This window comes from Chungangia koreensis (assembly GCF_042651785.1).
Classification (GTDB): Bacteria; Bacillota; Bacilli; order Bacillales_A; family Planococcaceae; genus Chungangia; species Chungangia koreensis.
Window position 1 is genome coordinate 176,857 of sequence record NZ_JBHSEC010000005.1, and the last position, 13,428, is coordinate 190,284.

The window sequence follows — 13,428 nt, forward strand, 5'->3', positions numbered from 1 at the left end:
AGGGAACAACATGCTCGTTTCAACAAAATGGTTACAAGATTATGTAGAAACAAATGGAATGGATCCTGCTGAACTGGCAGAAAAGATTACCCGTTCGGGAATCGAAGTTGACGCTGTTATAAACCGTTCAGAAGGACTAAAGAATATTGTTGTCGGCTATGTGAAGGAGAAAGCTAAACACCCAGAAGCCGATAAATTAAACGTTTGCCAAGTTGACCTTGGTGAGGAAACAGTGCAAATTATTTGCGGTGCACCGAACGTCGATGAGGGACAAAAGGTTATCGTCGCTAAACCAGGCGCCAGACTTCCAGGCGGCTTTAAAATTAAAAAGGCAAAGCTGCGCGGAGAAGAATCCAATGGAATGATCTGCTCTCTTCAAGAGCTTGGCATTGAAGGAAAGGTTGTTCCAAAAGCTTATGCTGATGGAATTTTTGTATTGCCGGAAGATGCAGTCGCAGGCGAGGATGCGTTAGCTTATTTAGGATTAGACGATGTGGTCCTTGAACTGGGCTTGACGCCAAACCGCTCCGACGCCATGAGTATGTTAGGTGTAGCCTATGAAGTTGGAGCCATTCTATCCGAAGACGTAAAGCTTCCTGAAATTAGTTATACCGAGTCTTCCGAGAAGGCAGAGGATTATTTGAAGCTTCATGTCGAAGCGAACGATTTAAACCCATTGTATGTGGCAAAAGTAGTGAGAAATATTAAAGTAGCTGAATCGCCGCTTTGGCTTCAGCAACGCCTGATGGCTGCAGGTATACGTCCACATAATAATGTAGTGGACGTTACAAATTATGTTTTGATGGAGTACGGCCAGCCGCTTCATGCTTTTGACTATGATCGTTTGAAAACGAAAGAGATTGTAGTTCGTCGTGCTGCCGAAGGGCAAAAAATACAAACTCTTGACGACCAAGAACGTACGCTTCAATCACATCACTTAGTCATTACGAATGGTGAAGAGCCAGTGGCTATCGCTGGTGTGATGGGCGGTGCGAATTCCGAAGTGCATGAGGGGACAACTACCGTTGTAATCGAATCTGCGTACTTTAATCCTCAGTCAATTCGTCAATCGTCGAAAGATCATGGTTTACGAAGCGATGCGAGCTCCCGATTCGAAAAAGGTGTGGACCCGAATCGTGTCATTCCTGCCGCAGAACGAGCTGCACAGTTGTTAGCAGATTTGGCTGACGGAGAAGTTTTAGCTGGCTCCGTAATTTTTGATGAACTCGATAAATCACCGAAGAACGTGGTGGTCTCTCCGGATTTTATTAACAACCGTCTTGGAATGAAAATACCGCTGGAAGACATGACGAATATTTTAGAACGTTTGAAATTTGATATTGAAGCGGCGAATGGGATGCTTTACGTAACAGTTCCGACAAGGAGACAAGATATTACCATTGAGGAAGATATCGTGGAAGAAGTTGCACGTCTCTATGGCTACGATGAAATTCCGATGACGCTTCCAGAAGGGGAAGCAGTCCCTGGCGGGTTAACTCCTTACCAAGCAAAACGCCGTCAAGTACGTGCTTATATGGAAGGTGCCGGACTTTACCAAGCAATTACGTATTCGTTGGCTTCTACAGAAACGGCGCAGCAATTTGCTTTGAAAGATGCTCCAGTGACTGAACTTCTTATGCCAATGAGTGAAGAACGCAGTACTCTGCGTCAAAGTGTAATTCCACATTTACTGGAAGCGGCAACTTACAATGTAGCTCGGAAAGTGGATTCTGTTGCCCTTTATGAAATCGGTTCAGTCTTTTTAGGAACGACTGCTGACGAACTTCCGAACGAAGAAGAGCACATCGCTGCAGTTATCACTGGTAAGTGGGTAGACCATAGTTGGCAAGGTGAACAGAAATCAGTAGATTTCTATGTACTTAAGGGAATTGTCGAAGGTCTCTTCGAGTTATTAGGACAAAGTAACGAAGTCTCTTATCAAAAAGCTGTGATTGATGGATTGCACCCTGGCCGAACAGCAGAAGTGTTGCTTTCAGGAGAACGAATCGGGTTCATCGGCCAGTTGCATCCATCCGAACAAAAGGCGCGTGACCTAAAGGAAACGTATGTCATGGAATTGGATTTAGCGAAGATTTTGAATGTCGATGTCGAACCATTACTTTACACGGCTGTACCGCGATTCCCGTCGATCTCCCGTGACATTGCGATGGTAGTCGATCGTGCACAAGCTGCCGGAGAATTGGAATCCGTCATTCGTAAAGCTGGGGGCAAGCTATTAAAAGAAGTGAAAGTCTTTGACCTTTACGAAGGCGAGAAAATGGAAGAAGGCAAGAAATCAGTCGCGTTCTCATTGAATTACTTCGATCCGGAACGTACACTGACTGACGACGAAGTTGTAAATGCACATAATAAGGTTTTAGAAGCTTTAGAACAAGCGGGCGCACAACTCCGCGTGTAAACAAACATGACGTCTCCTTTAGTCTGATAGGGGGACGTCTTTTTTCTAAACTAAATCCTTTGGCTAATTGTTATATTATTTAATTGAAGGGGAAAAAAGTTTTTAAAGTAGAAGGGGGAGTGGGGAATGGTTGACCCACATTTTGAGGATCGGGATGCTCATTTGCGAATCGTAAGGGAAGAGTTGCTGAAAAGGGCAGTGGCTGATTTAACTTCCGATGAAGATGTATTGGCCATTTACTTGGATGGTTCATTGTCACGAAATGAAGCAGACCGTTTTTCAGACATCGACTTACATACTATTGTGACTCCAGAAAAGATTGCGGATTTTATTATGAGGAAAATGGAACGGGCGGAAAAATGGGGGAACGTATTATTTCATGAGAATACCAATCCTTATAGTCCCGTAGACGTTTCCCATTTCGATTCGTTTGTTAAAGTCGATAGCTGGTACCATACAATTGATGAAATCAAGCCTTCCATATGGCTTCGGAATATGAAAATCCTGTACGACCCAAACGAAGTGCTGGAGCAAATAGCCGAAGATTCTTCTAAAATCGTTTACAAATCCACCTCAGAGGAAGTGGAATTTTGGAGAGGGAAAGTATTAGCTTTTATTCATGAAACATATCGGGCGGTCAGGAGAAAAGAGTATTACTATGCCTTATCCAATTTAGATCGAGTCCGTTGGTTGATGGCTCTTGGATGGTATATGGAAATGGACGAGCATTTGGATAGTTCATATGGGGTGTGGTCCAAAATCGAGGGAGAACGGAGTAAGTTATCCCCAGAACAACTCAGCATATTAAAAAGCTGGGAAAGCTTTCGTCATCCTGACAGGATTATGGACGTATTAAGAAAAATTGTTCCTGAATTTAAGACATTGAATAAATCGTTGAGTGAAAAAGTTGTAATCGAGACCCGCGAGGAACTAATCGATCAGTGTATTGGAATGGTCCTGTAAAACATAAAACCATAAAAGCATCTGCCATCAAGAGTGATGGCAGATGCTTAATAGTTTCAAACTCAAAAATTAGTTCCTTTTCTTATGCAGTAAATCAGCAGCTTTTTTGGTATTTGCAAAATGCCATTTTGTCATAGATTTTAACGAGTCCGCACCTTGCTTCAGCAAAATCCGAGCAGCGATTTGATCTACTTTCGGTCCTGCACCTTTTGGCAACTCCAAACCTGCCATCTCACTTAACCTGTCCATCTCTTTAAGAAAAGCCACCCGTGCAAGAATGGATGCTGCAGCAACAGAAACATGAAGCTGTTCAGCTTTCGTTGAGAACAGTACATTTTCCCGAATGATTTCGGACTCCTGTTTAATGTGATTGTAGTATATTCCACGCTCAGCAAACTGGTCGATTAAGATATAGTCCGGTTTCTCAGGAGAGATTTTATTGAGAACATGCTTTAACGCCTGGTTATGGAGAAGCGCTTTGATCTTTCCTTGGCTCCAGCCAAGGGCTTGGACGTTATTATATTTTTCGTTTTTAAGAGTTAACACACTATGTGTCAAGGTTGTGGCCAAGTCAGGTGCAATTTTTCTCATCATATCGTCCGTCAGCATTTTGGAGTCTTTGACACCTAACTCTTTAATGAGTTCAATTTGGTCTTTTCGTACATAGCATGCAGCTACAGTAACGGGACCAAAGAAATCGCCTGTCCCTGTTTCATCCGAACCGAGGACCGAAGCAGAAGCGAAATTCAGAGGCAGTTGATCGCCTTTAGTCCTAACTGGTTCATTCGTTTTTGAAGGCAAGGATTGACCCCATCGCTCGGATTCTCGGCCAGCTCCATTTCCTTGGAATAAAACCTTTCCAGAAGAATAGGCTGTGATGGAGACGTCGGGTAATTTTGCGGCGAACACAACGCCAGGTGCTTTGCGTTCCACTTTTTTGGTAGAATAATAGGAAGAGAGCTCCTCCAGTTTTGTTTTAGGCATTTGAATGACTACATTATTCATAGTTTAAGTCCTTTCATAGCGATTCACATCTAAATCTATTTCATGTTATGATAGGAAATAGGATTTTAAAGGGAGGCTTTCGGTGTTGGCAGATCAGCATAAAACTCGCATATCGGTTGACATTTACGGTCAGACATACAAGATGGTCGGGACAGAGACCAGTGGGCATATGCGGCTTGTAGCTTCCGTCGTCGATGACAAGATGAGGGAAATCAATGCGCACAATCCGTCCCTTGACAGTACAAAACTCGCCGTCCTCACTGCCGTCAATACCGTTCATGACTACTTGAAGTTAAAAGAAACTGTTGAACAGTTGGAAGAAGAATTGAGAAAGTTGAAGGGTTGAAGTGAATGCTTGATATCATAATTTTGGTTTTGCTTATTGCCGGCCTTGTCACCGGATTTAAACGGGGCCTAATTGTACAATTAATACATATGACTGGTTTTATCATTGCCCTCATTGTGGCATACCTCTATTATAAACCACTTGCCGAAAAATTTGTCTTATGGATTCCTTATCCGGCAGTGGATGCAAATTCCATGTTGACATTTGCAATAGAAACTCTTGATTTGGATCAAACGTTTTATCAGCTTATTGCATTCGCAATCATATTTTTTGCGGTCAAGTTTGCTCTGCAATTGGTTGCATCAATGTTTGATTTCTTGAAGTTCTTGCCGGTTCTTGGATGGGTAAGTAAATTTGCAGGAGCATTTTTAGGTTTTATCGAATTTTATTTCATTCTTTTTGTCATCCTATATATTATTGCTCTACTACCACTTGGAACACTACAGAATTTAATTGATGGTTCGATCTTTGCCGGTCTTATGCTTGAACACACACCGATCCTTTCGGAAACGGTAAAAAACTGGTGGTACATATATACAAAATGAAGATACTAACTCAGTTTGAAAAGTAGTACTTATTTTGTGTCTAAAACAACTAATTGCTTCTCTCTAAAGAGGGAAGCTTTTTTTAGGAGGCGGTTAGATATGAATAAGAAGACAATCATACGAACATTAGAGAAAATTGCATTATATATGGAATTGCAGGGGGAAAATCCATTTAAAGTGGGTGCTTTTCGAAAAGCAGCTCAAACATTGGAGCTTGACCCGAGAAGTCTCTCAAAGATGGATGATATCCTTTCCTTGAAAGGGATTGGCAAGGGGACAGGCTCTGTCATTACTGACTTAATGGAAAAAGGGAAATCGGATCTGCTCGAGGAATTGGAAGAAGCAGTGCCGAGCGGCCTTCTTCCATTATTGAAACTTCCCGGTCTTGGTGGAAAGAAGATTGCAAAGCTCCATCAAGAATTAGGGATTGATTCACCTGAATCTTTACAAGCCGCCTGTGAACGTGGAGATGTAAGTAAACTTGCAGGATTCGGAAAAAAGACGGAAGAAAAGCTCTTAAAAGAGTTGGAATCCTTCCAGTCTATTCCGACACATTTTCCGATTTGGTCTATTGATGCAATCGTTAAAATGATTGAACAGGAGCTCTCCAATATTGAAGAGATTTCGAAGTATTCTGTAGCGGGCAGCTACCGCCGCAGAAAAGAATTCAGTTCGGATATCGATTTTGTAATGGCGGTTACCGATCCGGAAAAAGTTCGGGAGAAGATATTGAATGCACTTCCAATTTCGGAAATTGTAGCAGCCGGTGATACGAAGGTTTCTGTAAAGTTGGATATGCAGGATCCTGTAGATGTAGACTTCCGCTTTGTGACTGAAGAGCAATACGCTTCTACTCTTCACCACTTTACAGGTTCAAAAGAGCATAATGTAAAGATGCGGCAATTGGCTAAGTCATTGGGTAAAAAAATAAGTGAATATGGAGTGGAACAGGAAGACGGTTCAGTAAAAACTTTCAAAACGGAAGAGGAGTTCTTCCAACATTTCAACCTTCCTTTCATTCCACCGACCCTTCGGAAAGATGGAACGGAACTGGACCGTTTGGACGAGATCCCTTCTGTTATTCAACCGGAGGACATTATCTCTGACCTTCATATGCATACGACATGGTCTGACGGTGCCCACTCCATACAGGAAATGGTCGAGGCTAACCGTCTGCTTGGTAGAAGATATATGGTGATTACAGATCACTCTCAGTATTTAAAAGTAGCGAATGGATTGACATCTTCACGTCTGCGTAAGCAAATGGAGGAAATCCGAAAGCTGCAGCTTCAATACGATGATATCCGGATTTTCTGTGGTACCGAAATGGATATTTTGCCTGATGGTTCATTAGACTTCGATGATGAGCTATTGGCCGATCTGGATTTTGTGATTGCTTCCATCCATTCGAGCTTTAGCCAGCCACAAGAGAAAATAATGGAACGGATTCTGACAGCAATGAAAAACCCGCATGTCGATATGATTGCCCATCCAACTGGTAGAATCATCGGTCAGCGTCCTGGATATGAACCGGATGTTCCACAACTGATCCAGTGGGCGAAGGAATACGGGAAAATCTTGGAGTTGAATGCGAATCCATTCAGATTAGATTTGGCCGAGGAATATTTAGTGATGGCACAAGAATTAGATGTGCCAATCGCCATTAATACGGATGCTCATAGCATCGAACAATTAAATGTCATGCCGATCGGTGTACAATATGGACAACGTGCGTGGCTAAAGAAAGAAAATGTGGTTAACACTTGGTCAGTTAACCGTTTTGAATCATTCTTAAAGAAGTGAAATGGAGGTGTTTTTGAATGATCGCAGATCGCGTCTTAAAAACACTTGAATTTGATAAAGTCAGAGAACAAGCAGCCAAGCACTGTACATCATCACTTGGTCGCTCACATATGGATATACTTCGGCCAGCTACAGATCTGGCTGAAGTCCAAAGACTGTTAGATGAAATGGACGAGGCTCTATCGTTGCTACGGATCAAAGGCAATGTACCGATGGGTGGGATCGCCGATATTCGACCACAGGCGAAACGTGCACAAATCGGTTCTGTATTAGGACCAATGGAATTGACAGAGATTGCCAGTACCATTCGTGCGAGTCGTATTTTGCGGCAATTCTTGGAGGCTGTCGATGAAGAAGGGGATATTCAAATTCCATTATTCATGGAAAAAAAGGAATACCTCCCGATCCTGACCCAGCTGGAACACGAAATCATCGCATGTATTGATGATAATGGACTTGTGCTTGATAGCGCGAGTAGTGCTCTCCGAACAATCCGTCAGCAACTGCGCGCACAAGAATCCAGAGTCCGGGAAAAACTTGAGAGTTATACACGTGGTAAAAATGCATCAAAGATGCTTTCAGATTCGATCATTACAATCCGGAATGATCGGTTCGTCATTCCTGTTAAAGCAGAGTACCGAAGTCATTATGGCGGCATTGTTCATGACTCCTCTTCGTCTGGTCAGACATTATTTATCGAGCCGGATGCAGTAGTACAAGCAAACAATGAAATCAGCCGGTTGAAGATGAAAGAGAAAGAGGAAATCGACCGTATTTTAGCTGCCTTATCGTTACAGGTACAAGCTGTTGCACACGATCTCTTTTTATTGGTCAAAACGCTTGGTGAGATTGACGTGATTTTGGCGAAGGCGAAATATGGCCAAACCAATAAATGCACGAAGCCGGAAGTGAACGATACAGGCTTCATACGCTTAACGAAAGCAAGACATCCGTTGCTTCCGATAGAAGAAGCAGTACCGAATACCATTGAATTTGGTGAGGAAGTGACAGCGATTGTCATTACTGGTCCAAATACAGGTGGTAAAACGGTCACATTGAAAACAGTCGGCCTTTGCACGGTAATGGCACAAAGCGGGCTTCCCATTCCTGCTCTGGACGGTTCGGTCGTTTCGGTTTTTGAATCAGTATTCGCTGATATTGGTGACGAACAATCGATTGAGCAAAGCTTAAGTACGTTTTCCTCTCACATGGTGAACATCGTAGATATTTTACAAAAATTCGATGAACGTTCGCTTGTCCTGTTCGATGAGTTGGGTTCAGGTACGGATCCTCAAGAGGGGGCAGCATTGGCTATTTCAATTTTGGATGAGGTGCATGGAAGAGGTGCCCGAGTCATGGCTACCACTCACTATCCGGAACTAAAAGCTTATGGTTATAATCGGCCGGGTGTCGTAAATGCAAGTGTAGAATTTGACGTGGATACGTTAAGTCCGACATATCGTCTGTTAATCGGAGTTCCAGGACGTAGTAATGCTTTTGAGATTTCAAAACGATTAGGGCTTCCTGATCATATTATCCGTCATGCAAAAAGCTTTACCGGTGCCGATCGGAACGAAGTGGAATCGATGATTGCTTCTTTAGAAGAAAGTAGAAGAGAAGCGGAAAAGGATGCCGAACAGTCCCGGGCTCTCTTGATAGAGGCGGAAGAGTTGCAAGAGGAATTAGAAACTAAGCTGCAGCAATATGAATCCTTGAAAGATGAACTCGAAAAGAAAGCCAAGGAAAAAGCCAAGAAAATCGTGGAGGAAGCGAAGAGAGAAGCGGAAGCGGTAATTTCTGAATTACGGGATATGCGGTTAAATGCTGCAGCAAACGTGAAAGAACATGAGTTGATCGAAGCGAGGAAGCGCTTAGAAGGTGCTGCCCCTGAAGAAGAAATTGTCAAAAAGCAAAAGGCGGTTAAAAAGAAAGATATTCAGCTTTCAGCAGGTGATGAAGTCAAAGTCATCAGCTACGGACAAAAAGGCGTTCTTATGGAGAAGGTATCAGATTCTGAATGGGTCGTTCAAATTGGAATTTTGAAAATGAAACTTCCGGAATCGGATTTGGAATACGTGAAACCGGAAAAACAAAAACAAGTTGTAGCTGCCGCCAGTGTAAAAGGACGGGATAGCTACGTTAAACTCGAATTGGACCTCCGCGGAGAACGATATGAAGATGCTATTTTCCGAGCTGAAAAGTATATTGATGATGCCGTATTATCCAATTATCATCAAGTGTCCATTATTCATGGAAAAGGAACCGGCGCCTTGAGACAAGGAATACAAAAATTCCTGAAGAGTCATCCGCGAGTCAAGAGCTTCCGTTTCGGGGAAGCAGGAGAAGGCGGATTCGGCGTAACTGTTGTTGAGTTAAAATAATGAAACTTTCTGTCGGCTCGTCCGTACGTAAGTAATATATGTTCATATTCAAAGGAGCCGAATGGAATGAGTTTTTGGGAAATCCCTTTAGTTGAAACAGCTGGTTACTTCAGTGTAGTAGTACTTTGTTTAATAGTTGCAATGGTGCTGTTCGAACTGGTCACTAAATATAAAAACTGGGAAGAAATAAAAAAAGGCAATATTGCTGTAGCACTTGCGACCGGTGGTAAGATTTTCGGAGTGTGTAATATTTTCCGTTTCTCTATCAGTCAGCACAGCACACTCCCAGAAATGATTGGATGGGGTCTTTACGGCTTCGTGCTTTTAATCGTTGCCTACCTGTTATTTGAATTTCTGACACCAAGATTCAACGTCGACAAGGAAATTGAAAAAGGTAACCGCTCAGTCGGTTTCATTTCATTAACGATCTCGGTCGGACTTTCCTTCGTCATCGGAGCAAGTATATCGTAGGAGTTTGATTGAATGGAAAAATTAGCAAAAGTTTTATTAGTATGTTGCATCGTCTTCGTCATTATAGGAGTAGTCTGGATGATGGGACAATAATTGATTTACAGGAGAACCTGCTTTCTTGGCAGGTTCTTTGCATTTGAACATTATATGGGGTCAAGAATGACTTCAAAAATGAAGATGAACTATTTATCCCCAGTAATTTAGATGATGGACAACTCCTTTTGTGAAATAATAATTGAAAGCGCATTCACTATTCATTATAATTGGATGTAGGAATATTCTAACGATTTTATTCCGCAAAGGAGGAGAGGGACATGACGGAAAGGCCATGGCTAAAGCTCTATCCCGAAAATATTCCCCATACGCTGCAGTATGAGGAAATGCCGGTACAAGAGTATTTAACAAGGTCTGCCAAGACATTTCCGGATAAGACGGCAATCCACTTCATGGGAAAAGACATTTCCTATAAGGAACTCTATGAATCTTCCTTGAAGTTTGCCAACTACTTGAAATCTCTCGGCGTTCAAAAAGGGGATCGTGTGGCAATTATGCTTCCTAACAGTCCGCAAAGTGTCATAGGTTATTATGGCATTTTGTATGCGGGAGGCATCGTTGTTCAGACAAATCCGCTCTATACGGAGCGGGAACTACAATACCAAATGAAAGACTCAGGTGCGAAAATCATCTTGGCAATGGATATTCTCTATCCACGCATTATGAAGGTCCAACAAGAAACAGATTTGGAAAATGTCATCATCACAGGCATCAAAGACTATCTTCCTTTCCCTAAGAATCTCATCTATCCTTTCATCCAGAAAAAACAATATGGATTCTCGGTAAAAGTGGAACATAGGGGGATGAGTCACCTTTTTACTGAAGTCATGAAAGTTGCAACACCGGAACGGATCGAAGTTCCTTTTAACTTTGAAGAAGACTTGGCTCTATTACAGTACACCGGTGGAACGACCGGGTTTCCCAAAGGTGTCATGCTAACTCACAAAAATTTAATTTCAAATGCTTCCATGTGTGAAAAGTGGCTGTATAAAATTGAAAAGGGTGAAGAGACCGTAATGGGTATTCTTCCATTGTTCCATGTGTATGGGATGACGACTGTACTCATTTTATCAGTCATGCAAGGCAATAAGATGGTTCTTCTTCCTAAATTTGATGTTGAAACAGCGCTTAAAACGATTGATAAACAGAAGCCGACGATTTTCCCGGGGGCACCGACCTTGTATATCGGATTGCTTAATCATCCGGATGTTTCGAAGTATGATTTATCATCTATCAAGGCCTGTGTGAGTGGATCTGCGCCGCTGCCTGTTGATGTGCAAGATCGTTTTGAACGTGTAACGGGTGGAAAGTTAGTTGAAGGTTATGGGCTGACTGAAACTTCTCCGATTACCCATGCCAATTTCTTATGGGATATCGACCGAGTGAAAGGTTCAATTGGGGTTCCATGGCCGGATACAGAGGCGGCCATTTTGAGCATGGAGACTGGTGAACCGGTTCCAGCTGGTGAAAAGGGTGAAATCGCCATTAAAGGACCACAAGTTATGAAAGGGTATTGGAAACGTCCTGAAGATACCGAAATGTCCTTTAGAGACGGATGGTTCTTAACTGGTGATATCGGCTATATGGATGAGAACGGCTATTTCTACATTGCCGACCGTAAAAAGGATATGATCATTGCAGGTGGATTCAATATTTATCCACGTGAAGTGGAAGAGGTCCTCTATGAGCATGATGCGGTTATGGAGTGTGTAGTAGCAGGGGTTCCAGATCCATATCGTGGAGAAACAGTAAAGGCATACATCGTATTAAAAGAAGGAGCAACAGTCACGGAGGAAGAATTGAATAAATTCTGCAGACAACACTTGGCCTCTTTCAAAGTTCCCAGACTTTACGAGTTTAGAACTGAATTGCCGAAAACAGCTATCGGAAAAATTCTTCGACGTACATTGATTGAGGAAGAGAAGAATAAACTGAAAGAAGAGAAAGTCATTTCATAAGTACAGTAGTATGCTTGACAAGGCTGTCAATAGATCCTATTATGAAAATATGAATGAATAGTCATTCATATTTTCATTTTTTTGGTGGTGTGGTCTGATTGAAACGCGATAAACCGAAATACAGGCAGATTATTGATGCCGCAGTAGTCGTCTTCGCTGAAAATGGTTACCATCAGGCGCAGGTTTCGAAAATTGCGAAACAAGCAGGGGTGGCAGACGGAACCATTTATTTGTACTTTAAGAGCAAGGAAGAAATATTGATTCAAATGTTTCAGGAGAAGATGAGTGTCTTCGTCACGAACTTGAAAGAGATTTTAAAAGAGGATAATTCGGCTGCTGAAAAACTTTATAAAATGGTGGAGAATCATTTTAACGTTCTTTATTCAGACAAGTTACTCGCTACCGTGACCCAACTTGAGCTTCGCCAATCAAACAAGGAAATTCGTCTAAGAATAAATGAAGTCCTAAAAGAATATCTTTCACTTCTTGATGAAATTCTGATTGAAGGAAGAAAAAACGGGGAATTCGATGAAGGGATGGACGTTAGGCTTGCAAGACAAATGGTTTTTGGGACGATTGACGAAACCATTACAACTTGGGTGATGAATGATCAGAAGTATAATTTGATGGATTTGGCACCGAAAGTCTACAAATTGCTACTCAATGGAATGAGGGCATAACTAAAGGGGGATGGGAGAAGTGGAATTTTTACGTTTGGAAGTTAATAATGGAATTGCAGTAGCAACAATCCAGCGTCCGCCTGCCAATGCACTATCCCGGAAGCTGATTTTAGAAGTGGGAGAGCTTCTGGACTTGGTGGAAAATGATGACTCAGTCCGTGTAGTGGTTCTGCATGGTGAGGGAAGATTTTTCTCAGCTGGAGCGGATATCAAGGAATTTACAGAAGTGACTACAGGTGAAGAGTTTTCTAAGTTAGCTGCAAGTGGACAAGAAGTTTTTGAACGGGTCGAAAGCTTTTCAAAACCTGTTATTGCTGCCATTCACGGAGCAGCTTTAGGCGGCGGATTGGAACTTGCGATGGGTTGCCATATTCGTTACGTATCCAAAAATGCAAAGTTAGGTTTGCCGGAACTTCAACTTGGTCTAATACCTGGTTTCGCAGGAACGCAACGTCTTCCACGATACGTTGGAGTTGCAAGAGCAGCAGAAATGCTTTTAACGAGCGAGCCGATTTCCGGTGAAGAAGCTGCTCAGTATGGTCTTGCCAACAAAGCTTTTGCTGAAGAAGAATTATTGGAACGGACGATGGAGCTTGCTGCCAAGATTGCTGCTAAAAGCCCAATTGCCATGAAGGCAGCTCTTCGGATGCTTCAATACTCTAAGCATGATACATACTTTGAAGGGGTCAAGGCAGAGGCGGAATCATTCGGTACTGTTTTTGTTTCTGAAGATGCAAAAGAAGGAATTGCTGCGTTTTTGGAGAAAAGGCAGCCAGTATTTAAGGGGAACAAATAAAGGGAGG

General features: G+C 42.4%; 11 protein-coding genes. 10 read left to right on the forward strand and 1 reads right to left on the reverse strand.

The annotated features are described in order from the left end of the window. Positions 1-10: 10 nt before the first annotated feature. Both pheT and ACFOZY_RS05225 read left to right on the forward strand, forming a co-directional pair. Positions 11-2,419, forward strand: coding sequence for a phenylalanine--tRNA ligase subunit beta (gene pheT / locus ACFOZY_RS05220; protein WP_378153013.1), 2,409 nt, complete (start codon positions 11-13; stop codon positions 2,417-2,419). A 126-nt stretch (positions 2,420-2,545) separates the two neighbouring features. Then, the gene (locus tag ACFOZY_RS05225; protein WP_378153016.1) at positions 2,546-3,382 is read left to right on the forward strand and encodes an aminoglycoside 6-adenylyltransferase; all 837 of its coding nucleotides are present in this window, start codon (positions 2,546-2,548) and stop codon (positions 3,380-3,382) included. A 69-nt stretch (positions 3,383-3,451) separates the two neighbouring features. Here ACFOZY_RS05225 and rnhC read toward each other — a convergent pair whose 3' ends face one another. Next, the gene (gene rnhC / locus ACFOZY_RS05230) at positions 3,452-4,387 is read right to left on the reverse strand and encodes a ribonuclease HIII (protein ID WP_378153018.1); all 936 of its coding nucleotides are present in this window, start codon (positions 4,385-4,387) and stop codon (positions 3,452-3,454) included. Positions 4,388-4,472: 85 nt separating this feature from the next. Between rnhC and zapA the strand changes: the two genes are divergently transcribed. From zapA to ACFOZY_RS05270, 8 genes are all read left to right on the forward strand, one after another. Next, positions 4,473-4,733: a cell division protein ZapA gene (gene zapA / locus ACFOZY_RS05235; RefSeq protein WP_378153020.1), complete on the forward strand. Its 261-nt coding sequence runs from the start codon at positions 4,473-4,475 to the stop codon at positions 4,731-4,733. Between the two features lie 5 nt (positions 4,734-4,738). Then, positions 4,739-5,278, forward strand: coding sequence for a CvpA family protein (locus ACFOZY_RS05240; RefSeq protein ID WP_378153022.1), 540 nt, complete (start codon positions 4,739-4,741; stop codon positions 5,276-5,278). 99 nt (positions 5,279-5,377) lie between these two features. Then, entirely contained in the window at positions 5,378-7,081 is a 1,704-nt protein-coding gene (gene polX, locus ACFOZY_RS05245; protein ID WP_378153024.1) for a DNA polymerase/3'-5' exonuclease PolX, read from the forward strand. Between the two features lie 17 nt (positions 7,082-7,098). Continuing rightward, the gene (locus tag ACFOZY_RS05250; protein WP_378153026.1) at positions 7,099-9,462 is read left to right on the forward strand and encodes an endonuclease MutS2; all 2,364 of its coding nucleotides are present in this window, start codon (positions 7,099-7,101) and stop codon (positions 9,460-9,462) included. Positions 9,463-9,528: 66 nt separating this feature from the next. Next, the gene (locus ACFOZY_RS05255) at positions 9,529-9,933 is read left to right on the forward strand and encodes a DUF350 domain-containing protein (protein ID WP_378153028.1); all 405 of its coding nucleotides are present in this window, start codon (positions 9,529-9,531) and stop codon (positions 9,931-9,933) included. A gap of 314 nt (positions 9,934-10,247) precedes the next feature. Then, the gene (locus ACFOZY_RS05260) at positions 10,248-11,945 is read left to right on the forward strand and encodes a long-chain-fatty-acid--CoA ligase (RefSeq protein WP_378153030.1); all 1,698 of its coding nucleotides are present in this window, start codon (positions 10,248-10,250) and stop codon (positions 11,943-11,945) included. Positions 11,946-12,043: 98 nt separating this feature from the next. Next, positions 12,044-12,625, forward strand: coding sequence for a TetR/AcrR family transcriptional regulator (locus ACFOZY_RS05265; protein WP_378153032.1), 582 nt, complete (start codon positions 12,044-12,046; stop codon positions 12,623-12,625). A gap of 19 nt (positions 12,626-12,644) precedes the next feature. Then, the gene (locus tag ACFOZY_RS05270) at positions 12,645-13,421 is read left to right on the forward strand and encodes an enoyl-CoA hydratase (protein ID WP_378153034.1); all 777 of its coding nucleotides are present in this window, start codon (positions 12,645-12,647) and stop codon (positions 13,419-13,421) included. Positions 13,422-13,428: the final 7 nt, after the last annotated feature.